The 22,100-nt window shown below is 37.5% G+C and carries 17 protein-coding genes; 11 read left to right on the top strand and 6 right to left on the bottom strand.

Annotated elements, in window-relative coordinates:
• Positions 1-17 precede the first annotated feature (17 nt).
• The 7 genes from WD048_04220 (at position 18) to WD048_04190 (ending at position 6,309) form a co-directional block, all read left to right on the top strand.
• Entirely contained in the window at positions 18-1,322 is a 1,305-nt protein-coding gene (locus WD048_04220; GenBank protein ID MEX0811400.1) for a deoxyribodipyrimidine photo-lyase, read from the top strand.
• Between the two features lie 108 nt (positions 1,323-1,430).
• The gene (locus WD048_04215; protein MEX0811399.1) at positions 1,431-1,643 is read left to right on the top strand and encodes a hypothetical protein; all 213 of its coding nucleotides are present in this window, start codon (positions 1,431-1,433) and stop codon (positions 1,641-1,643) included.
• Complete coding sequence (locus WD048_04210) at positions 1,633-1,959, top strand: type II toxin-antitoxin system RelE/ParE family toxin (GenBank protein MEX0811398.1); 327 nt, start codon at positions 1,633-1,635, stop codon at positions 1,957-1,959. Before WD048_04215 ends, WD048_04210 begins: the two co-directional genes overlap by 11 nt.
• Before the next feature lie 120 nt (positions 1,960-2,079).
• Entirely contained in the window at positions 2,080-4,146 is a 2,067-nt protein-coding gene (gene ppk1 / locus WD048_04205) for a polyphosphate kinase 1 (GenBank protein MEX0811397.1), read from the top strand.
• A gap of 2 nt (positions 4,147-4,148) precedes the next feature.
• A complete protein-coding gene (locus WD048_04200; GenBank protein MEX0811396.1) occupies positions 4,149-5,045 on the top strand; it encodes an exopolyphosphatase in 897 nt (298 codons plus the stop codon).
• Positions 5,046-5,236: 191 nt separating this feature from the next.
• Positions 5,237-5,617 (top strand): hypothetical protein, encoded by a 381-nt coding sequence (locus WD048_04195; GenBank protein MEX0811395.1) that lies wholly within the window; start codon positions 5,237-5,239, stop codon positions 5,615-5,617.
• A complete protein-coding gene (locus WD048_04190) occupies positions 5,617-6,309 on the top strand; it encodes a LytTR family DNA-binding domain-containing protein (protein ID MEX0811394.1) in 693 nt (230 codons plus the stop codon). Before WD048_04195 ends, WD048_04190 begins: the two co-directional genes overlap by 1 nt.
• Before the next feature lie 8 nt (positions 6,310-6,317).
• Here the strand turns inward: WD048_04190 and WD048_04185 are convergent, their stop codons facing one another.
• Positions 6,318-9,509: a two-component regulator propeller domain-containing protein gene (locus WD048_04185; protein ID MEX0811393.1), complete on the bottom strand. Its 3,192-nt coding sequence runs from the start codon at positions 9,507-9,509 to the stop codon at positions 6,318-6,320.
• 38 nt (positions 9,510-9,547) lie between these two features.
• Positions 9,548-10,210: a TetR/AcrR family transcriptional regulator gene (locus WD048_04180; protein ID MEX0811392.1), complete on the bottom strand. Its 663-nt coding sequence runs from the start codon at positions 10,208-10,210 to the stop codon at positions 9,548-9,550.
• A 95-nt stretch (positions 10,211-10,305) separates the two neighbouring features.
• Here WD048_04180 and WD048_04175 point away from each other — a divergent pair, with 95 nt between their 5' ends.
• On the top strand, positions 10,306-11,391 hold the full coding sequence (locus WD048_04175) for an alkane 1-monooxygenase (GenBank protein ID MEX0811391.1): 1,086 nt from the start codon (positions 10,306-10,308) through the stop codon (positions 11,389-11,391).
• 64 nt (positions 11,392-11,455) lie between these two features.
• Here the strand turns inward: WD048_04175 and WD048_04170 are convergent, their stop codons facing one another.
• Positions 11,456-15,430 (bottom strand): PKD domain-containing protein, encoded by a 3,975-nt coding sequence (locus WD048_04170; GenBank protein MEX0811390.1) that lies wholly within the window; start codon positions 15,428-15,430, stop codon positions 11,456-11,458.
• 197 nt (positions 15,431-15,627) lie between these two features.
• Here WD048_04170 and WD048_04165 point away from each other — a divergent pair, with 197 nt between their 5' ends.
• Positions 15,628-17,028, top strand: a complete 1,401-nt coding sequence (locus tag WD048_04165; protein MEX0811389.1) for an APC family permease — start codon at positions 15,628-15,630, stop codon at positions 17,026-17,028.
• Positions 17,029-17,053: 25 nt separating this feature from the next.
• Here WD048_04165 and WD048_04160 read toward each other — a convergent pair whose 3' ends face one another.
• Both WD048_04160 and WD048_04155 read right to left on the bottom strand, forming a co-directional pair.
• Positions 17,054-17,665, bottom strand: coding sequence for an L-threonylcarbamoyladenylate synthase (locus WD048_04160; GenBank protein ID MEX0811388.1), 612 nt, complete (start codon positions 17,663-17,665; stop codon positions 17,054-17,056).
• A gap of 156 nt (positions 17,666-17,821) precedes the next feature.
• Entirely contained in the window at positions 17,822-18,406 is a 585-nt protein-coding gene (locus tag WD048_04155) for a YceI family protein (GenBank protein MEX0811387.1), read from the bottom strand.
• Between the two features lie 238 nt (positions 18,407-18,644).
• On the opposite strand from WD048_04155, the gene WD048_04150 reads away from it, so the two are divergent.
• A complete protein-coding gene (locus WD048_04150) occupies positions 18,645-19,469 on the top strand; it encodes a hypothetical protein (protein ID MEX0811386.1) in 825 nt (274 codons plus the stop codon).
• Positions 19,470-19,509: 40 nt separating this feature from the next.
• Complete coding sequence (locus WD048_04145) at positions 19,510-20,007, top strand: hypothetical protein (protein ID MEX0811385.1); 498 nt, start codon at positions 19,510-19,512, stop codon at positions 20,005-20,007.
• A gap of 9 nt (positions 20,008-20,016) precedes the next feature.
• Here the strand turns inward: WD048_04145 and WD048_04140 are convergent, their stop codons facing one another.
• Positions 20,017-22,098: a hypothetical protein gene (locus tag WD048_04140; protein MEX0811384.1), complete on the bottom strand. Its 2,082-nt coding sequence runs from the start codon at positions 22,096-22,098 to the stop codon at positions 20,017-20,019.
• Positions 22,099-22,100: the final 2 nt, after the last annotated feature.

Genomic DNA, 22,100 nt, shown 5'->3' with positions numbered 1-22,100 from the left:
GTTAAATTCAAAAATTCATGATGTCAGAATCAATTGCCATTGTATGGCACAGAAGGGATTTGCGCCTAAAGGATAATGCGGCTGCGTATCATGCGCTGAAAAACCATGAAAGGGTACTACCAATATTCATTTTCGATAAAAACATTTTGGATCAATTGCCCGAAAAAGCTGATCGCAGGGTGACTTTTATTCATCGCGAAATAAGTAGGATTAAAAAGGAATTGGAAGAGATGGACAGTTCTTTGAAAATCTTTTATTCCAGCCCCGAAAAGGCTTTTGAGCAATTGCTAAATTCATACAATATTGAGGCGGTTTACACCAATAGGGATTATGAACCCTATGCACGGCAGCGCGATTCGGAAATTGAAAAACTCCTAAAAGAGAAGGGCATTGCTTTTCATTCTTTCAAGGATCAGTGCATTTTCGAAAAAGATGAAGTGCTAAAAAAAGATGGGGGTTGGTATTCGGTGTTTACGCCCTATTCCCGTGTTTGGAAAGATTTACTTCAGGATTCTGACCTCAAGCCTTATCCCAATGAAAAATATTTTGGGCATTATTTGAAAAGCAAAGTTTTACCGGAAATTTCCTTGGAAGAAATGGGATTTGAGGAAAAAAGCGATCATATTCCCGATGCTGATTTACCGAAAAAAATCATTGAAAATTACCACAATACCCGTGATTTGCCAGCAGAGCAAGGCACAACAAGAATGAGCGTGCATTTGCGATTTGGAATAGTAAGTATTCGTCAGTTGGCAAAAAAGGGATTGGAGTTGAACGAAAAATGGCTGAACGAACTCATTTGGCGCGACTTTTACATGATGATTCTGTGGTACAACCCCCATGTGGTGAAGAGTGCTTTTCGACCAAAATACGATGCGATTCCCTGGCGCAATAATGAAAAAGAATTTGAAGCCTGGCAAAAAGGAGAGACTGGCTATCCTTTGGTAGATGCGGGAATGCGCGAATTGAACGAAACTGGGTTTATGCACAATAGGGTACGCATGGTGACTGCGAGTTTTTTGTGCAAGCACTTGCTGATTGACTGGCGCTGGGGAGAACAGTATTTTGCTGACAAACTCTTGGATTTTGAATTGTCATCGAATAATGGGGGGTGGCAATGGGCTGCAGGAACGGGTTGTGATGCGGCACCCTATTTTAGGGTTTTCAATCCCAGTTCGCAAGCCAAAAAATTTGACCCACAGAGCAAATACATTAAAAAATGGGTGCCAGAGATTTGGGAGGGTGATTATGTAAGTCCGATTGTAGAGCATAAAATGGCAAGAGCTAGAGCACTGAAAACCTATAAATCTGTACTGGGATGATGGGTACTTATAAAGCTGATATTTATAAATGTCAGCTAAATGCAATAAATTTGAGTGAACTAAATATTTGTGGTTTTCTGTTAAGTCAATATCTATAAAAACCGGAAGATGAAAAGAGTCGTATTAAATATTAAGAATAGTGAATTCAAATTTTTCATGAATTTAATTGAAAAATTGAATTTTGTTCAAATAGAAGACATTGAAGGAGATACTAAAGCTGATGTTATCAAAAATGTAGAACAAGGTTTTAAAGAAATGAAATTGTATAATGAGAACAAATTGAAAACTACACCGGCTAAAGATTTCCTGGATGAATTATAAAGTTGAACTTTCTCCAAACTTTAAAAAGGAAGCAAAAAGACTCAGTAAAAAATATGCTTCATTAAAGCAGGAATTGAAAGGACTCTTCACAGAATTAGAAAGTAATCCCACAAAAGGAACGCCAATTGGTAAATCCTGCTATAAAATCAGAGTTTCCGTAGCTTCTAAAGGGAAAGGTAAATCGGGTGGAGCAAGGATAATTTCCTTTGTTAAAGTTACCAAAACTACTGTCATCCTACTTTCAATATACAACAAAGGCGAACAGGATGATATCTCAAACAAAGAATTACTCCAAAGATTGAAAAAGTATGAATAATCACTTATTTATTCCTGCTAAGTAAGTTTTTATTTCATTTTAAAGCTTAACACGAATAATTTCAGCAACTTGCTTCTGCTTCTTATTTTTAGCTTTTCAGATAATTTCTTATTAAAATTTATGGCGAAAAGACATTATGTAAACAGGGAGATCAGTTGGCTGTCTTTCAACGAACGCGTATTGCAGGAGGCAAAGGATCCCAGCAATCCTTTATTGGAAAGAGTGAAGTTTCTCGGTATTTTCTCCAATAATCTTGATGAATTTTTCAGAGTGCGTTTTGCTACTATTAAGCGTATAGTGGATTCAAAATTCAAGATTAAATCAGTGCTGGGCGGCACGCCTGAAATGATTCTCAAGCAAATTAAACAAATAGCATTTGAGCAAAGGGATAAGTTTGAAAATGTATATAATCAGTTGCTGGATGAGCTGGAAAAAGAAAACATACACCTGATCAATGAAAAAGAGCTTGACGAAAAGCAAAGTGAATTTGTAAGGTCTTATTTCCAGGAGAAAGTACGACCTACACTTACACCTCTTATGATTGACAGCGTATCAGAATTTCCAAATCTGGACGAACGCAGGGTTTATCTGGCAGTAAAGCTATTTCCCAAAAAATCGAAAAAGGTGCGCTATTTTCTTATAGTTGTTCCCACACATATGATAGATCGTTTTTTGATTTTACCACAGCAGGGTAAAGATCGCTATATCATTCAGTTAGACGATATAATTCGCCACAACCTAGATGATATTTTCTACATATTTAATTACAGCAAAATTGAAGCCTATGTAATAAAGGTGACAAAAGATGCAGAATTGAATATTGACAATGATGTGGCACAAAGCTTTCTAGAGCAATTGCGCAAAAGCTTGAAAAAACGTGCAAAGGCCAATCCAGTACGTTTTGTTTATGATGAAAACATGCCCGATGACCTCTATCAGTTTTTGATCAGTAAACTCAATCTATCTCAGAGTGATAATATACAACCTGGAGGGCGTTACCACAATCATCGCGAATTTATGCACTTCCCCGACCTGGGGAGAAAAACCATTGTTTACAGAAGTCAGCCGCCACTTTTACATCCTGTTTTGCGTGAAAATAAAAGTGTTTTTGCAGCCATGAAAAAAGGGGATTTTATGCTTCATTTTCCCTATCACTCCTTTCATCATTTTATTGATTTTTTGCGGGAAGCTGCTATCGATCCTAAAGTAACAAGTATTAAAATGACGCTGTATCGCGTAGCCGATCAGTCGGCTGTGATCAATGCTTTGATGAATGCAATCCGTAATGGAAAACGTGTTACTGTAGTAGTGGAAATTCAGGCGCGATTTGATGAAGAACACAATATATATTGGGCAAAGAGACTGCATCGTGAGGGGGCTAATATCATTTATGGTGTGAAAGGCTATAAAGTTCACAGCAAGCTTTGCATAATAGGACGAAAAGAAAAAGGCGAGATCGTAGAATACCTGAATATTGGAACGGGCAATTACAATGAAGCTACTGCTACACTTTATACAGATGAAAGTTTGTTTACTACTGATACAAGATTGACCAATGAAGTCAATAAGTTGTTTAATTTGATAGAAAACCCTTTAAGTCGTGTGTCTTTTGATTACCTGATGGTTTCTCCTTTTGATACACGAACAATGATCATTGGCAAGATTCGCAGGGAAATAGAAAATGTAAAGGCCGGCAAAACAAGCGGAATCATGTTGAAAATCAATGGGCTGGCCGATCAAAGTATAATTGACGAGTTGTATATTGCCAGCCAGGCAGGAGTGAAGGTGCGCCTGATTTGCCGGAGTATTTGCTGCCTGAAACCGGGCATAAAGGGCTTGAGTGAAAATATTGAAGTCATTAGCATAGTGGATAAATATTTGGAGCATTCCAGGATTTATTATTTTGAAAATGATGGAGATGAAGAGCTCTATATTTCTTCAGCAGATTTGATGATCCGAAACCTAGATTATCGCATAGAAGTGGCCTGCCCGATTTTTGAAGATAAATTAAAGCATGAAATAATTGATATCCTGAATATTCAGTTTAGCGACAATGTACGCGCAAGGATAATTGACAGTAAATTGAGCAACAGATATGTTTCCTCAGATGGTCAAAAGAAAATTCGTGCTCAAGAAGAAATTTATACCTATATAAAAGATAAGTACAGTTCACCTAAAGATCAATAGTTTTGAAATTTGCAGCAATAGATATAGGCTCTAATGCCATAAGACTTTTGTTAATGAATGTTTTTGAAAGTGATGAAGGTCCAGTGTATCGAAAGGATGCATTGTATCGTGTTGCATTGAGGCTTGGGGAAGAATCCTTTCTGGACAAGAAAATTTCACCAAAAAAATCTGCCAAATTTATTGATACCATGAAGGCTTTTCGTATTCTGATGGACGTACACGATGTAAAACATTTTAAAGCTTGTGCCACTGCTGCTATGCGCGAGGCTGAAAATGGACATGAACTGATTGAGCGCGTAAAAGAAGAAGCTGAAATTGACATAGAAATTGTTACCGGAAAAGAAGAAGCGGAAATTATCTACGGTAATAATATTGTAGAATATTTGGATCCTGAGAAGAATTATCTATATATAGACGTTGGTGGAGGCAGTACAGAACTGTCTCTATTTCACAAAAAACGATTGATCGACTCTTGTTCCTTTCCAATTGGTACGCTGAAAATATTGAACAATCAGGTAGAGGATGCACATTGGGAAGAAATGAATAATTGGCTCAGCCCTTTTTTAAAAAAACACAAAAATATAAGTGGAATTGGTTCCGGAGGAAACATCAATAAACTCTATAAACTTTATGGAGATACCAAAAACGGTTTTATAAGAAAAGAAGAATTAATATGTGCGTTGGAAGATTTAACTGGAAGCACTTTTTACGAGCGTGTAAAAAGCATGGGGCTACGTCCTGATCGTGCAGATGTGATTATCCCCGCTGTAGAAATTTTTCTTCAACTCAGTGACTGGGCAAATATAAAATTGGTTTATGTGCCCAAGTTTGGTGTATCTGATGGGTTAATACATCTTGTGTATCAAGAATATAAAAATGGGCTGAAATCAATCAAGTGATTATGATCGCAGCAATCTGAGCAGCAAATAATTATCAAATCTGTTTATGAATAATTGCCGCAAAATTTGTGCACATTTAATGGATAAAAAATGTTGCTTCTTAAATTTTAAGTAAGGACTTTTGTCAGGTTTTAACTTTTTTGCGACCTAAATATTAAACTTATTGTTTTTGTTTAGCGTTAAATTTAGGAATGATGGTGAAAGGAGAGCAAAAGCAAGAAATTAAGTTAGACCTTAATTATCTTAAAAACAATTCAGGCGGTAACCCTTCATTTTTAAAGGAAGTCATTGAGTCTTATTTAAAGAATGAACCAGTTTATATAAGTGAGCTGCAAGGCAAACTCAAAAGCAGAGATAGTAATGGGGTTGCCTTTTATTGCCATAAAATAAAAGCCAATTTTTCGATAATAGGTGCGGCAGATGCTACTTTGCTCATAAATGAAATTAATCAACTGGATTTGTTGCATATTAATGAAAAGGCTATAGCACAGTATATACATAGCTTGCAAAAATTGCATATGCATATTAAAAATGAGCTTTCTGAAGAATTAAATAAGCTTAAAACGAATTAATGGTAAGATCTATAATTATAGATGATGATGAAGTATCGAGACAGGTACTTAAATCCTTTATTGAACGAACTTCAGGTATTCTTCTTAGCGGTGAATTCAATAGCGCTATAGATGCTTTGCCTATAATCGATGACAATAATATTGATTTGATTTTTTTGGATATTGAAATGCCCGAAATGACAGGGTTTCAGTTTTTGGAGCATTGTAAGGACAATTTAAATGAAGTAGTACTTACAACTTCTAAATCTGAATATGCAGCACAAGCCTTTGAGTATGATATTGCTGATTATTTGATAAAACCTATTGATTATTCCCGTTTTTTACTGTCAATAAAAAAAGTAAATGTATTATTAGATAATAATAGAGACAAGTGTAAGTTGACAAATGCCCTTTTTGTAAAAAAGGAAGGCATTTACATGAAAGTTTTATTTGATAAAATTAAGTGGATAGAAGCTTCAGGAGATTACGTAAGTATTATTTGTGATGATAATACACATATGATACATTCTACAATGAAATTAATAGAGCAGCATTTGCCGCTAAGCAAATTTGTTAGAGTGCACAGATCTTATATCATAAATATTAGCAAACTCGACAATTTCGACAAAGAATTCTGTGTAGTCAATGGAAAAATGATTCCAATTGGCAAGTCCTACCGCAATGAATTGATCGGGCGTTTAAATGTGGTTTGAAGCTTTTATCAAAGCGGAATACTAATGTGAATTTCAGTTCCTTGACCTTTTTTGCTCGAAATGTGAAACTCACCGCGATTCAGTTCAGTTCGGGCTTGCAGGTTTTTAAGTCCCTGCCCTTTTTTGTTTTTCAGCGATTTTTGATCGAAACCAATGCCGTTGTCTTTTATATTCAGATGGATCATTTGGTTTTCACAGTACAGCGCAATTTCAATATGATTGGGCACAGCATGTTTAATACTATTATTTACTATTTCCTGTGTCATTCTATAAATAGCGATTACAATTTCATTATCAGGATTATCCGGTAAATTTTGGCAAATAAAATTTATTTCAACTTTGCAATTGCGTTCAATTCTTATACAAAATTCATTGATGGCTTCTTCTAAGCCTTCTTCAATTATTAAATTGGGCATAAGATTGTGTGAGATATTTCGAACTTCCGTAATGGCTTGGTTTTGCAATTCTTTGAGTGTTTTTAGTTCATTTGGAAGGTTACCCCAAAGTCCTTTTTGAACATAGTTTTGAATGGCTGATATATTCAGCGATACAGAGGTAAGAATATGCCCCAAACCATCGTGTAATTCTTCTGAAATTCTTTTCTGTTCAATATTTTGTCCTTTAATGACAGCCTTAGAGGTGGCAATTTCATTTTCCAGTTTTTGATTTTCAATTTCTTTTTGACGCAATTGCACCTGTTTTTCCAGCCGCTCTTTTTCCCTGCGCAGATCCTTTGTTCTGCGTCTTATAATCAGATATACAATGTTGCCAAATAAAAGGAACATAATGACTTTAAACCAATTGGATAAATAGAATGGTGGAATGATACTGATATTAAGGGATTCATAATTTTCCGATAGATTGATAGCGTTTAAATTGCCTGCCCAAATACGCAATTCATAAGTTTCCGGGGAAAGATTAAAATAATTGACTTCTCTTTGTTTGCCCATGAATTTTGGTTCTGGATCTACTCCAACAAGCTGAACAAAGTAGTTGATATTGTCTGGCCGATCTAAGTTTAAGCCTAAATACTTTATTGAAACAGGATTTTCCCCGTAATTGATATTGACCTTTGATATATTTTGGTTAAACAGATTGGTAATGCTGCTGTCTCCAAACTGAATACTTTCAAAAAACAGCTTTGTTTCTTGTTTCTTTAGGTCAATTTTTCCGGGGTTAAATGCATTAATCCCATTGATTCCGCCAAAATACATTATGCCCTTTTTGTCCTTATAAAAGGATGTTGAGTTGAATTCATTTCCCTGTAGACCATCTGAATATGTGAAATGATATATCAAATTACTATATAAATTGTAACGATAAATTCCAGTATTGGTACTGAACCAAATTGTGGAGTCATTTTCGCATAGAATCCCGTAAACAGTTTGAGTTTTGATAATGCTGTTATTAACAGGACTAAATTCCTTAACTATAAGCTTTGAATCTTCAATTTTATACACAAATTTTAAAATACCGCTTCCAGAAGTAGAAATTAATAATGTGCTGTCATTAATGGAAGAGATGCTCTTCATTTTATTCTGAACCTTGCAAAAAGCAACGGTGTCTGACACATAATCCAGACAATTGATAAATTTTAATTTGTCATTTTTCAAAAAATACAATCCATTGTCAGATGCCAGGAAAACAGCACTATCTGGATCTAGGAATATATCGTGAATTTCAGGATTTTCATTATTATTGGAATCATATAAGGGAAAAGGTTCAAACTTATCTTTAGTGGGCTTTTTAATAAATAATCCTTCCATTGTTCCTGCTAAAATATTTCCTTCATGGTCTTTTTTAATGGAACTTATAAAATTCAACTTTATTGAAATGGATTGTTCGCTGGTCATCCAATAATTTTTAAATTCTTTGCTTTTAAAGTTGTAGCATTGAATTCCAGAGCCTTCATGACCTATCCATAGTTTATCTTCTCCATCTAATTCAATAGAGTAAACTGCCTTTGATAACAAGTGTTTTCCGACAGGTATTTTTGTGTTGTCGTACTTAGCGTCATAAGGTAAATCAAACCTGTTTCTTTTATCCTCATCAAATATACTGACCCCATTGTAAGAGGCAACAATAAGTCTGTTAGAGTGGTCTTTTAGTATTTCCCTGCTGCTGTTATGTGCCAGGCTGTAAGGATCGTATTTGTCATAGGTGCAAAGTTTAAAAGGCAAAGTTGAACTCATTTTATTCAGCCCGCCACCGTATGTCCCAATCCACAATATGTTTTGCCTGTCGATTAACAAAGAGACCACAGATGGGTAGCTTAAGGCAAATTTAGAGTTGTTGTTGTCTTTATATATATTAAGGATTTTACTTTTTAAATCATATTTAAACAACCCCCTGTCTTGTGAATTGAACCATAGCACTGAATCGGAACACACAATGGAATTTACTTCTGAAATAGATTTATTGAAACCTTCTATTTCCAGGAATTTAAAATCATTCAATTCTTTCCGGTAATAGTATATTCCATTTTTAGTACCAACAAATATATTGTTGTCGCTGATGCAGATTTTCCTGGTGTGCTGATCAAGTGAACTAATGTCAGGGGTATTTTCTTCTAAAAATTTTTGCCTGGAAATGTCAAAAAAGGCAATACCATGATCTCTTAAACTTACCCAGATATTCCCTTCATAAATATTCACCGAATTGAAAACACAGTGAGATAATTCAAGATTGTTCAGAGGAAATACCTTAAAAGAATAATCATTGGGATTAAATTGAACCAATCCACTACGATCGATCGCAAACCAAAGCATACCGTTTTTGTCCTCAACAATATTTGTGCTGATTGTATAGACACTTTCATTTTCATGATTTTGGAAAAAGCGAAAATCATCACTTTTTTTCTGGAATAGACCCAGGCCGCCTCTCTCTGATGTAATCCAAAGCCGGTCTTTGCTGTCAACAAAAAGCCTTTTCAAAATATTGGATATCAGACTGCTTGTATCCTGATAATCGCTGCGGTAAACTTTAATTTCATGGCCATTGTAGCGGTTCAGCCCATCACTTGTAGCTATCCATAAAAAACCATTCTTGTCCTGGGCAATGTCCATCACGGCATTTTGAGACAAGCCTTTATCTATGCCGATGTGTTTGAAGCGAATTGTCTCGGTTTGGGCAAAACTGTTTATGGCGCAAAACAACACACAGAATAAGTTAAATATAATCTTCAAATAATACTTATGCACAAATTTTATATTGTATTAACATATGCATGTGAAAATACTCAAATCCTGATGTTTAATGTCAGTTCTTTTATTTTTTCTTCCAGATTAATGTCAAAATCACTACTTCTATTGAACAAACCAGAAATGCGCAGTGTGAAATAATCTTTAAAAGCTTCCTGAATTGAAATGTTTTGTTCGTTTAGAAAATCAGGGTCGGAGATCAGATCGAAAAATTGCTTATCGTTCATTACCAAAATATGTGGATTCACTGCTTTAAAAATACCGGCTTCAATGGCATTTTCATAAAACAACTGAAGCATGCTTACTGTATATTCCCTGAAAAATTCTACTTTCTTCCACACATTGGGGTACATGTTTTTAAGGTCGCGCAAAAACTCATTAGAAACACCTGCTATCCCATTGAAGAAGACAAAAATTGCATGAAAATAGCGATCCTGAAACGAAAGTGAATTGTCAAAAAGCTGGTTCTTAAAAGCACCTATTTCTTCCAGTTTTGTTTCCAGGGCATATTCTATAATCTCTTCACGGGAAGAAAAATATTTGTACAAAGTAGCCTTGCTAACGCCTATTGTTTTAGCAACCACCTGCATATTCATACTGCGCAATCCTTTCCTCATATAAATAGGGGTTAAAATTCTAACCCATTCCTTTTTGAGTTCAGGTGCATCTATTCTCTCTTTCTTTATCGGTTTTCTTCCCATTCTGTAAATTGCTTCATGCTAAACTATATTTTTGATTATAGTTTATTTTTTCTAAAAAAATGCTTAAATTCATAACTATCAAAAATACGCAGCTTATGAAAGACCTTAAATATTTTGTGTCCTATTTGGTTCCAATATCGGCATTTCTGGCAATTTATTTTGGAGGATATTGGTCACCGCTCACTTTTATTATTGCCTTTGTACTCTTGCCTTTTTTTGAGTTGTTTGCTAAAGGCACCACTTATAATTTCCCTAAAGAAATAGAGCAGCGTAAGCGCAAAGAAAAGTTTTTTGATTATTTAGTATATCTAAATGTTCCACTACAATGGGGAATTATAGCATTTTTTCTATATCGTGTAGCCTATACTCCATTGAGCAATTTAGAATTTGCCGGAATGATTCTGTCCGTTGGAATTTGTTGTGGGGTATTGGGTATAAATGTAGCACATGAGTTGGGGCACAGAAGAAAAAAATCAGAACAGTGGATGGCTAAGATACTTTTATTGAGTTCTCTGTATATGCACTTCTTTATTGAGCACAACAGGGGGCATCACCGCAATGTATCTACTGATTTGGATCCGGCTTCATCAAAGAAAAATGAACCTATATACACTTTTTATTTCCGATCAATTATTGGCAGCTATTTGCATGCCTGCAAGCTTGAGAATGAAAGATTGAGAAAACTCGGGAAGTCAATATTTACGCTTCGCAATGAAATGATAAGGTATCATATCTGGGAAGGTGGGTTGGTAACTGGAATATTTCTTTTTCTGGGTGTAAAAGCGGGAGTAGCTTTTCTTGCAGTGGCACTGGGAGGTTATTTGCTATTGGAATCGGTCAATTATATTGAGCATTACGGATTGAGAAGAAAAGAACTTTCACCGGGCAGATTTGAAAAGACAATGCCCTGGCATTCCTGGAATTCCAACCATACGCTGGGCCGCATTTTTCTATATGACTTAACCCGACATTCCGACCATCATTACCTGGCCAGTAGAAAATACCAAGTACTGCGCCATATGGATGATGCACCGCAATTGCCTACCGGATATCCCGGAGCGATTTTGTTGGCGCTGATTCCCCCTTTGTGGTTTAAGATAATGAACAAGCGTGTGGAAAGCCTGGATGAAATAGGTAAAGCGAGATTGACAGAAGAAGGGGAAATGGCTTTGGCTTCCTGAGCCAATAATAAAAACCTGAGCTCTTAAATAATTATCGAAATCAGGTTAAAAGAAAGGAAGTTTATTACCGAATCAAGGTCAAACTGCCTTCTTTCCTCAGGCTGCTTTTATCTAGAAAATCTGCATAGGCTTTATAGACAAATACATCAGGAGGGAGCAATTTTCCTTTATAAGTGCCGTCCCATTCTTCATTGATGTCATTGGTTTCAAAAATCAAGGTGCCCCAGCGGTCGAATATTTGAAATTTAAAGTTGATGACACCTTCCGCTTTAATTCCATAGCCATCATTTATCCCATCTCCATTGGGCGTAAAAACAGAAGGAGCATAAAATACCTGTTCATTGAGCACTATGATTTCAAATGTAGTATCAGCAGTACAACCTGCTTCATCAACAATACTCAATGTGTAAGTTTCACTTTCAACAGGTGCTGCTGTAACACTCTCACAGTCGGGGCAATCTAAGCCCGTAATGGGTTGCCAATCATAAGCAAGTATATTTTTCCCATCTGTAAAACTTTCGCTGTTGATTTCAATTTGTTGTCCTTCATATATGGTATATACCGAGCTGTCTGTGCGTACCCATATAGGCAGTGCAGCTTCAATGGAATCAATTATAACTGTGCTGCAGCCACTGGCATCTGTAATAGTTAATGAATAAACCCCCGGAGCTAAATTTTCGCGGATTGTTTCACTTGTACCGTCATTCCAATTGTAGGTATAGGGAGCTGTGCCGCCATTAGAGTTTATGTTAATGCTGCCGTCATTCGCATCAAAACAAGTTTCATTTTCGGCTGTAGAAACAACATCAAGTTCTTCGGGTGCTATTATGTGTATTGTTGTGTCTTCACTACAGTTGTTTTGATCTGTAATTTGAATCTGATATTCACCTGCAGGGAGATTTGAAGCATTTTCAGCATTGCTTACAGGCGGGGTCCAGTTGTATGAAAATCCTCCAACTCCCCCTGATACATTCAAAGTAATTGCTCCGCTTGTGTCTCCGTAGCAATCTGGATTGTAAGTACTTGCCTGTAAAATGATTTGTGGCTGAGAATTAATAGTGAAAGTTGCAGTTTGTTCACAACCTTCAGAAGAAGTGGCTGTAACATTGTGATTGCCATTTATCAATGCAACTGTAGCACTATTCTCCGATGAATTGTCCCATTGAAAATCGTATGGCCCCGAACCTTCAGATGGTATGGCTGTAGCACTCCCTAAATCGCCAAAACAATCTGCATCTGTAACATCAATTGTGAGTGGTACTTCAGCAGGTTCATCTATTGCTATACTTATAGAATCCTCACATGAGTTTGAATCAATAATAGTGAGATTGTAAGTTCCTGCCGAAAGATTGTTTCTGTCTTCCGTATATACGGTATCACTCCATTCAAAACTATAAGGTGAAATACCACCAAATACAGTGATATCAATGGATCCATCGCTTATACCAAAACAGCTTGCATCTATATGTGTTTCTGTAATGGCTATGTGGGCTGGTTCAGAAATAGTCTGGCTCACAAAAAAAGTACAGCCATTTGCATCTTCAATATTTCCAGAAAAGAAGCCGGGAGGAAGATTATCAATTGTGATGCTGTCATTTGGAATAAGGTTGCTCATATAAGAATAGGGTGCTGTTCCACCACTTATATAAAGTGTAATGCTTCCGTCATCTGCCCCAAAACAAGAGACATCGGTATGTGTGTGGCTTACAAATAAAGCGGAATCTGGCTCAGTAATTTCTACGCTGTCAGAGAAGTTGCAGCTATTTGCATCATTTACAGTGAAGCTATAAGTTCCAGCTCCAAGACCTGTTGGGTTATTTCCTGAAAGTTGTGGTGGTGTCCATGCATAAGTATATGGTGCTGTTCCACCAATAAGGTTTGCGATCTCTATACTTCCGTTGGAATCACCGGAACAAGTTACATTTTCAATATCGAGATTGTAACTAAAATCTGCCGGCTCGCCAATCACTGTACTGTCTATAATAGTACAGCCTTTGTTATCCGTTACTGTTACTGTATAGGTTCCGGCACTGAGTTCTAAGTTATTTTGTGCAGAAGAAACATTGTTCCAAAAGTAGGTATAAGGTGGATTTCCACCGCTGACATTTGCATTTGCACTGCCTGTTCCTGCCTGATAACAGGAATCATCTACAGCATCAATTGCAAGCAAAAGCTCAGAAGGTCCGGTGATACTGTCATCTAATGTAACTTCACAGTCAAGGTTGTCAATAATAGTTACAGAAACAGGACCGGGAGAGAGGTTATTGACTACAGGGTTGTTGGGCAATCCTCCGCTCCAATTATAGGTATAGGGCGGGTTTCCTCCGGATGTAACTGAAGCTACTGCCGATCCGTCATTTATTCCCTCACAAGAAGTATTTATAGTTGTTAAGTTGCCTTGTAGCGCTACAGGAGGTTCGGAAATGGTTACAGAACCACTAAAATCGTTGGCTGGACTTGCATCATCACTGTAATTATAGGTGTAAGTACCGGCAGCTAAACCATTAATATTGAATCCATTAGGCCCATGATTCCAGCTCATAGTTGCAGGTGGTGATCCTCCGGTTACGCTTATGGATATTGTCCCATCACTACCGCCCAAGCAACTTACATCAGTAGAGCTAATATTTGTATTGATTCCACAAGGAAGATCGCCAACTGTTGCGGTATATTGCAATAGAGCAGAACAACCGTTGGCATCTTCAAAATCAGCAATGTACATTCCGGGACCAAGTCCAGTTCGTGTAGCTCCGGGAACTCCAGCCCAAGAGATATTTTGATAGGGCGGTGTTCCTCCGGAAATTGTTATTGAAACAGATCCGTCATTTGCTCCGCAACTGGCGTCTGTTGCATTTGTATTTGCAGTAAGCGGAGTAGGTTGGTCCAGTGTATATTGCCCCACAGTGTTACAGACACCATCAGTTACGGTTACGGTATAAGTTCCTGCAGTAATACCAATATTGTTACCTTGGCTGGATCCGTTACTCCAATCATAACTATATCCACCATATCCTGCCGAGGGACCAAAACCTTGACTTGGAGTAATTTCAATGCTTCCATTGCTGCCTCCGTTACAGGGAGGTTCGTTCATTACTGCACTGAGTACAATAGAGTCCTCAATTACTACAGGATGACTGAAATCATTGGCACAACCATTTATATTTGTAATGGTAAGGTTTACATTGTATGTACCGTTTCCGGAATAAGTATGTGTTGGGTTTTGTTGTGTAGAAGTGTTGCCATCACCAAAATCCCATGCCCAGGATTGGATGTTTCCAACATTACTTGTAGAAACATCAGTAAACTGAATACTTGGTGAGCAGGACTGGTAGTTGACCCCGGCTACCCAATTGGAAGTGCTTTCCACACAAACTCTTTGTTCATTTGTGCTCCCTCCTGTAGCTCCCGACCATCCCCAGTTTACAATTGGATTGCCATCAAAATAGTCGTCAACCAGATTAGGAAATACCTGTGTGAGCATTAGGTTGCCGTCAAAATAAATAGAGTATGTGTTGGTGTTAACATCCCAGACTATTCGAACAGTATGATTTTGACAATCATCTATATTAGCACCACCTGCAACAGCGGGAACCGGTCCGGCTACATTGTGATTGATGTTTCCTCCTGAGTTTATGCCAATATGGTGTTGCTGCAGATCTGAATTTTGTGAATTGTAATAAGTATCAAATTCCACACCCAGTGAAAATGGCTGATTTCCTCCGGCATAACCAAGTCCTCCGCCTCTTTGTCCGAGTCCATTTGGGTTGCTGGTTAGTACAAACACCAATCCGTCTGCACCACTGCCATTATTACAACCTAAAAAGACAGAAAAAGTAAAGTCAAAAGAATTATTTAAGTTGATGGTTTGAACTTGATAAATAGCCCCGCCCTGGTTGTTGGCATTTTGAGTAAAGCGGTAACAATCACATCCGCTAAGTTGAACGGCATCGCCCAAAACCGTATAATTCTGTGAATATGAAATAAGCGTATAAAATAATAAAATAAAGGTCAGGTAAGTCTTTAAAGCCGATTGGTTCATCTTAAGTGATTGAAAACACTGTAAAAGTAGTTTGTTAACTGGCAATGTGTAAAAGCGCTAAAACATGTTAAATATAAACAATCGGGGAAGAATATTCAAGTGTGGATTTTGAGAGAAGTCCTATCAAAGTAGTCTAATCATCAAAACCCATTGTTTTAAAATTCCCTTTATCTTCACGCCATATTAATTGGCAAAATATGGATGTGAAGTTAAACAGCAAGATAGGATTGCCCGGAGGAATAGGTTTGGTAATGGGCGGAGTAATAGGTTTGGGTGTTTATATTATGATACCGTCAATAGCAGGAAAAGCGGGCAGTGCAACCTGGCTGGCTATATTAATAGCAATGAGTGTCTCAATTATCGGTGTCATACCATTGATACAACTCTCAAGTGCGCTTCCGGTAGCCGGTGGTGGCTACAATTGGTGCAGTCGATTGCTGCATCCGCTGGTGGGTACTTTGGTCTCTAATTTTGCATTGTTTGGCGGAAGTTCCTCTGTTTGTGTAGTTTCTGTTGGGCTTGCAGATTATTTGCAGGGTTTTCTGCCATTTGAAATATCCGTGCATTTGTTGGCCATGTTGCTGATCGGATCCTTCTTTTTTTTATACCTCTTTGGTTTACGATTGCAACTGGGTTTACAGATTGTTCTCAGCATTCAGATGATTCTGGCACTGGTATTTTATGTACTGGGGATGTGGTTTTTTCAGGATGTGCAACCCCAAATGAGTCTCGATATGCCAGATGGCTTTGCAATGGGCGTATTGCTGGCGTTTAATGTCTGTTTTGGATTTCAGATCATTACCGAAATGGGAGAGGAGATGAAAGAACCACACAAAAACATACCCCTGGCGCTTTTACTCGGTGCATTTTTTGTTTTTTTGATTTATGTTGGACTCTCTGTAGTTTATGTTGGAACTATCGGTTCTGATATTGCAATATTGGATGCTTATTTTCACGAGAACAATTCACCCCTGATTACAAGTGCTGAGGGTAAATTACCCGTATGGATGGTTTATTTTCTTGGATTGGGAGCCGTTAGTGCAGGTTTGACTTCTTTCAATGCCGGTGCTATTGCTTTGCCAAGAGAACTTTTCGCCCAGGCTCGCGATAAAACTTTGCCTGCATTTCTAGGTAAAATCAATTCAAAAACCGAAACACCTATTAATGCAATTATTGCATTCTTCTCATTGGTAATAGTATTGTTGCTTTTCGGATACACAGCAGATAATGTTGGGTGGATAGAAAAATACTTTGGAGGAAACCCCATTGATTTTTATGGAATTATGACTGTATGTGGCATTATGCTGCTTACCGTTTTCGCCAGCTTTTCTTCCTTGTTTTTAAATCAAAAATATAAAGCGCAATATGCGGCTGCATATTTTAGAATGCCTCCCTGGTTGCTTTATGTTTTCGCCAGTGTTTCTGTGCTAAGTTCACTGGCATTTGTACTTTTTCTTTTTTATGAAGCCTGGATTATTATGGTGGTTTATATTATAGTTAGCATAGCAATTGTGGGATATTTCTTCTGGAGAAAAAAATACCTCGCAGCAAAAGGCATTGAAATCGGCAATTTTCACGATCCTTTTGATTATAAATAATAGTAAAGCTTTGATTTAAGAAGCCCTATAAAACCCCTTTCCCTTCCCTTACTACAAAAGGCTCGGAATTTGTTGCGTCAATAATAGTAGAGGCTGTATTGTCGCCAATTCCACCATCTAACATGATATCAACCTGGTTTTTATATTTTTCGTAGATGTCCTCGGGTTCGGTGATATAATCAAGAATATCGTCATCCTCATGGTGCACAGATGTAGCAATCAGTGGAGACCCCAAAGCGAGAACCAGGGCTCTGGCAATGTTGTTGTCGGGAACCCTGATGCCTATAGTTTTCTTTTTGAAATCATAGAGCTTGGGTACTTTCTTGCTGGCATTCAGAATAAAAGTATATGGCCCGGGCAGGTATTGCTTCATCAACTTAAAAGTAGCGTTGTTCAGGTTATTGGTATATTCTGAAATATGGCTTAAATCGTGGCAAATAATGGAAAAATGCGATTGTTTCAGGTTTTTGCCCTTGATCTGAGCTATGCGTTCCATAGCTTTTTTATTGCCCAGTTCACAGCCAAATGTATATATAGTATCTGTAGGGTAAATAATGACTCCGCCTTTTTTTAGGCATTCAACGGCCATTTCAATTTTTCTTCTATCGGGATTTTCATTGTGCAACTTTAAGATCATTTGAATAGCTTTTTAATTGAGAAAATATAGAGTTTTGAATATAAAGAATCAATGTCAGAAACTTATACTCATTCCTAATATTTCAAAATTATTAACAAAAAAAGAGCAACCCGATCTATGGGATTGCTCTCTATATTATCACTTTGTGGTTTAAAATTACTTACCCACCAGGCTTAATGATAAATACACATCATCATAGATCATTTTGTCGCCAAGGTCATCGAAAAAGCTGCCCGATCCGTATTTTACTTTCCATTTGCTACGGTCAAAAGTGATGTTTGCATCAGCTCTTAACTCACCGTCAATAACAGATATTGTAGCAGGGAATGTTACTGGATTGGTAATTCCTTTAATGGTCAAATCCCCTGTGATTTCATACTTGCCATTTCCTTCATCTACTGCTTTTGTGATCTTAAATGTTGATGTAGGAAATTTTTCTACAGAGAAAAAGTCATCGCTTTTCAAGTGATTTTCAAGTTTTGTTTTGTATTCACCCTCAAGGTCATTGTTTTCAATAGTTGTCATGTCTATGGTGAAATTTCCGCTCAACTTTCCTTTCGTAAAACTTACATTTCCTGATTTAACCTGAATGGTTCCATTGTGTTTGCCCGTTACTTTTTTACCTATCCACTCTAATGTGGATGCTTTGGTGTCAACCTTGAAATTTTCCTGAGCTAAAATGGGGGAAGCAATGAGCATACTCATTGCAAAACTTAATACTGCAATAATTGAAGTTTTCATAATTCTGTTGGTTTTTAATGTTGTTACAATTAATGTTAGTACAACTAATGAGAAAAGAAAAAGTTTAGGCTATATTGATCTTATTTGTTTTTTAACATTCTATAACAATTGGGCAAAATGCCGTACGAATAATTGTGCATCAAAACAATCATCTTTTTTTAAGGATTTACTTTTAGGTTTTGTTGATTACAATAATTGAGCGTTGTATAGGTTAATTAGTACAAATAATGCAAAAAAGATGAAAACATCAGCATCCGTATTTTTATTGGCTCTTTTTCTTTTTATATCTGCCGAGGGTAAAGCTCAAAAAATTGGTAAAGTAAGTACCAAGGTGAAATCCACAAGCTCTAAAAAGCGAAGTGCAAGTATAACAGTCAGCCCCTATTTGCTGCCTCGTATGGATTTTTTGCAAGACAAAGAATCTGCAACTGATTTTAAAACAGTGAACCTCGGTGTTTCAGGTGGTTTGTTATTCAGGCTTTGGTTTAATGAAAACTGGGGTGTGTTTACAGGTGCTGGAATAGCCAAACGTCAATTTCAATACATAGCAAGCGGAGCATCTCAATGGGGAGGAGAAGAGCCTGGGATATATGACTGGAATGCACAGTTCAGGCATGAAAAACTCTTGGTAGAAGTGCAGGCAGGCATTGGCTGGCAGTATAATTTCAAAAAGAAGCCGGGTTCTTGTGCACGTTTTGGCAATAGAAGTACTGGTTGGTTCTTTTTGGCAGACCTGGGAATATTACTTGCCCCTGAGTTTAAAAATGAAATATTTGTGAAGGGCAATTACGAACGCTATGCTACTGGACCACAATCGAACGATCTGATAGAAACTACAGAATATCCCAACTGGACACGTGAAAATGAAATTTCTGAAAACAATGAAACACAGGTAGCCTTGCTATTCAGGCCAGCAGTGAAATATCAAATGAAAAATGTTGCCTTATTGGTCGGTCCTGAATTTCATTTTGGGCTCTCCAGGCATAAAGACCTGCTAAATTACCGATCTAAGCAACACTACAAAGTGCATACATTAGGGCTGTTTTTAGCAGCAGAATTTTAATGGCTTGGAAGATGCCATATAATTGCTTTAATTTAGAGCCATGGATTTTCAGCAATTACTCTCACTTTTGATTTTTGGGGCTTTTATAGCTATTCGTTATTTCATGAAAAGTAAGTCGGACAAAGAGGCGAAGCGAAAGCAAAAGGATGATCGATCTGAAACTACCGATAGCAGAAGAGCGTCTGATCCTGAATCAAAGCCATCCCCTTTTGGAGATTTTTTCGAAGAACTGGAAAAAGAATTTTATCCCGAGGAACATGAAGCAAAGCAAAGTCAGAAAGAAACACAGACCACCGAACCGAGTGCTGAAGAATTATTTTCTCCTTCTGAAGATCCCGAGTTTTTAAGAAATCAGGAAGAAATGCAACGAGCAGCAGAAGCTTCTTATGAAAAGGCAAAAACTGAGTTAAATTCAGGAAAAAAACGCTCAGTTTTAAAACGAAAGCATTTATCTGAAAAAAAGCAAAAACCAGCATTCAATCCCCGCAGGGCATATATGTATAAAGAGCTGCTTGACAGAAAACATTTTGAAGTTTAATCTTTGTTTTTAGAACTTCATCCTGATCTGCCCGCGCAATTCCGATCTTTTATTGCCCTCTATTTCTTCCAGTCCAGTACCTACAGTATTTCTGTCGCTAAAATGACTGATGGCATACTTAAGCCAGAAATCAAAATTCTTGTTAATATCTATTTTAATATTCAGGTAAAAACGCACGCCTTGTCCCGAATATGCAGGAATTGAGAAATAATAAAGCAGGTCGTTTTCATAAGCGTAGATTCTTGTATTCCAGGTATCGCTGTCGAAAAAGGCCAGGCGCAAATTTGCACTCAAAGGGAAATCGTCTTTAGAGAAATTAAAATCCTGGTAGATCAAAAACCCGTTTTCAATTTCATTGCCGGTATTTTTAAAGCGCACAAATTCAACCCTGTTTTTCAATGTGAGAAATGGAAATACCCTGTATGCAATATGTGCGCGCCAGTTTTGGCGGATTTCAGGTATCACAGTATTTATGGGGCCGGTTTCTTCCCTGTTGTTTCTTTCTCTTTTCTTATACCGGTAGCGGAAATAAAGTTGCACATAGCGTGAAATATCAATATTGGCCTGTGCAAAATATTCAACACCATAAGAGGGGCCATCAACCCCAAAGCGCGGCCATGGAAATTTAAAATAATCAACATAAGCCTGTAGGTTTAATTTTTTATGAGGTGTAAGCTCCCAACCCCAGTAAAGCCCGCTTTCATTTTGAACACGGGTGTTTTCAGAAAAACTATTGTTGCCAAATGAGCGGTAATCTTCAGTGAAATAGCGGAACACAGCCGCCATTTTTACGCGTGGATCCAGTTGAGCTACAAAACCGTGCACATGTGCATGTCCCAAGTGATTGTCCATGCTGCTTTCTCCAAACAAATAAAACTTCCGCAACATCAGCGCATAATCCAAACTGTAATTTCCAAAACTCTTGTCACTTAGGTAATAGCGTTGATATACTCTGTCTCCGGGATTGACCTCGGAATTGAAAAAATGCTGCACTGCCGAAACACCAATTTTCGATGCCCTGTGTTGGTATTCTGCATGGCCACCGGTTACAGTCCAGGTCAAAGTCCCTTTATTGGCCACTTCGCTTTCTGTTCTGTGTAAGCCGCTTAGTTGAAAATTACTGATCTCCAATGGTGTATTATTGGTAGTATCTATTCTCTGGACATTGGCGTCAATTCTATTTCTGGAGAAAAGACCTGTAACATTGAATTTACCCAACTTGAAAGTAGCAGCAGCTCCGCGCAGGAAATTGTTTTCATTTACAGAAGTATAGGGTTTCAACACTCTTCCCGAACGTTTTATATTCATTACATAAGGGCTTTTAGCAAAACCAAAGCCCGTCCACAAAGTCAGTCCCTGTCCGAAATTGGCCTGATAATCACCCAGTGCCAGTGCTTTTACCGGGCCTAAGTCGCGCAGGAATACATGGCCTGAATAATAATCAAAACCTCTTTGTTGTGGTGCTTTAAAAAAAGCCTCTCCGGGGTCTTTTTCGGCAGTAAAACCATAAGATATTTTATTGCGGTAATTGTAGCGATAACGCAAATACAACCTGCCCGGATTGCCTGGATATCTTGTAGCAGTACTGCCACTGTCCAATGGGCTATAGCCTCTTTTTTGCTCCAGTACTTGCGAATAGCGCAAAAACACTTCCTGCTTTCCTCCAAATACCTGTTGTTTTATAGTGGGTTGGTAGCTTTCAAAATCTTCACTGACATATATAAAAGGCAAAACTTTTTTGATGCTTTCCAAATTCCAGTCAATCACATATTTAAGCTCATAAATACTTTGAAAATAATCAAAGCGCTCGCGGTATTTCAATAGGTTATCAATCTGTCGCGGATCAATCAGACCTATGTCCAATAAGGGTTGAAAATCATCATAAACTGCTGTGTTAAGATCGATTGGGTGTCTCTCTAAATCAGTCAGACGCTCTAAATAAGTGTCAAAATCAAAACTGCCTTCACCCAGTTCTTCCAAGCTAATTTCAAGAATATCCTGGGTGCGTTGCAAAGCATTTTCATCTTCTTCCTGTGCCATTATTGTGTGGCAAAACAATGAAAGCGTGATTGCAAACAAACTTCTTTTCACAA

The organism is Chitinophagales bacterium, assembly GCA_040877935.1.
GTDB lineage: Bacteria > Bacteroidota > Bacteroidia > Chitinophagales > CAIOSU01 > JBBDNB01.
Note: the sequence above shows the minus strand (reverse complement) of the source record. Positions and strands in the feature narration are given on the sequence as shown.